A 946-nucleotide genomic window follows, 5' to 3' on the forward strand; every position below is an offset into this window, starting at 1 on the left:
GGGGCGAACCGACGGTGAGCTAACCGAAGTGGTGGCAGGTCTGTCCGCAGATGAAGTGTATGTCAGCAAAAACAGTTTTATTTTGAAAGCGGAATTGGGTAAAGGGGAGGTTGGCGATGATGATTAATAGCTCCCTGAAAGACATTCTGGATTCCATCGGCCGGAGCAGCATTCTATCGCCGCTCAACGAAGGAGTGTGTGATGATCGATAAACTCATTCAATTTTCCATCGCACGCCGCTGGCTGGTGATGTTTCTGGTGCTGGTAACGGGCGCCCTGGGTGTCTGGAACTATCAGCAGCTACCCATTGACGCGGTACCCGATATCACCAATGTCCAGGTGCAAATCAATACAGAAGCCCCAGGCTACTCACCGCTGGAAGTGGAGCAACGCATTACCTACCTGGTAGAACTGGCGATCACGGGGTTGCCCTATGTTGAGAGTACCCGTTCGATATCACGCTATGCCCTGTCTCAGGTGACCGTGGTGTTTGAAAAAGGCACGGACATTTACTTTGCCCGCAATCTTATCAACGAGCGCTTGCAGCAGGCGAAAAGCGAGATGCCTTCGGGAATCGATCCGGCGATGGGACCCGTTGCCACAGGCCTCGGTGAAATCTTTCACTATGCGGTGCATGCGAAACCGGGCGCCTTGATGGAAAATGGTGAGCCGTATGATGCGACGGCCTTACGCACCTTGCAGGATTGGGTGATACGTCCGCAATTGCGCCTGGTTCCAGGTGTTACCGAAGTCAATACCATTGGCGGCTTTGAAAAGCAGTTCCACGTCACCCCGGAACCGTCAAAACTGCTGGCCTACCAGCTCAGCTTCGACGATCTGGTGGCGGCATTGGAGAAAAACAACGCCAACATCGGTGCCGGATATATCGAAAAAAATGGCGAACAATACCTGATTCGTGCCCCCGGACAGGTAGCTGACATCCCGG

1 protein-coding gene is annotated in these 946 nt (G+C 53.4%); it reads left to right on the forward strand.

The annotated features are described in order from the left end of the window. Positions 1 to 201 precede the first annotated feature (201 nt). On the forward strand, positions 202 to 946 hold a 745-nt coding region (locus SHEWPOL2_RS22085; RefSeq protein ID WP_037431885.1), incomplete at its 3' end, for an efflux RND transporter permease subunit.

It is taken from the genome of Shewanella sp. POL2 (assembly GCF_000282755.1).
Lineage (GTDB): Bacteria > Pseudomonadota > Gammaproteobacteria > Enterobacterales > Shewanellaceae > Shewanella > Shewanella xiamenensis.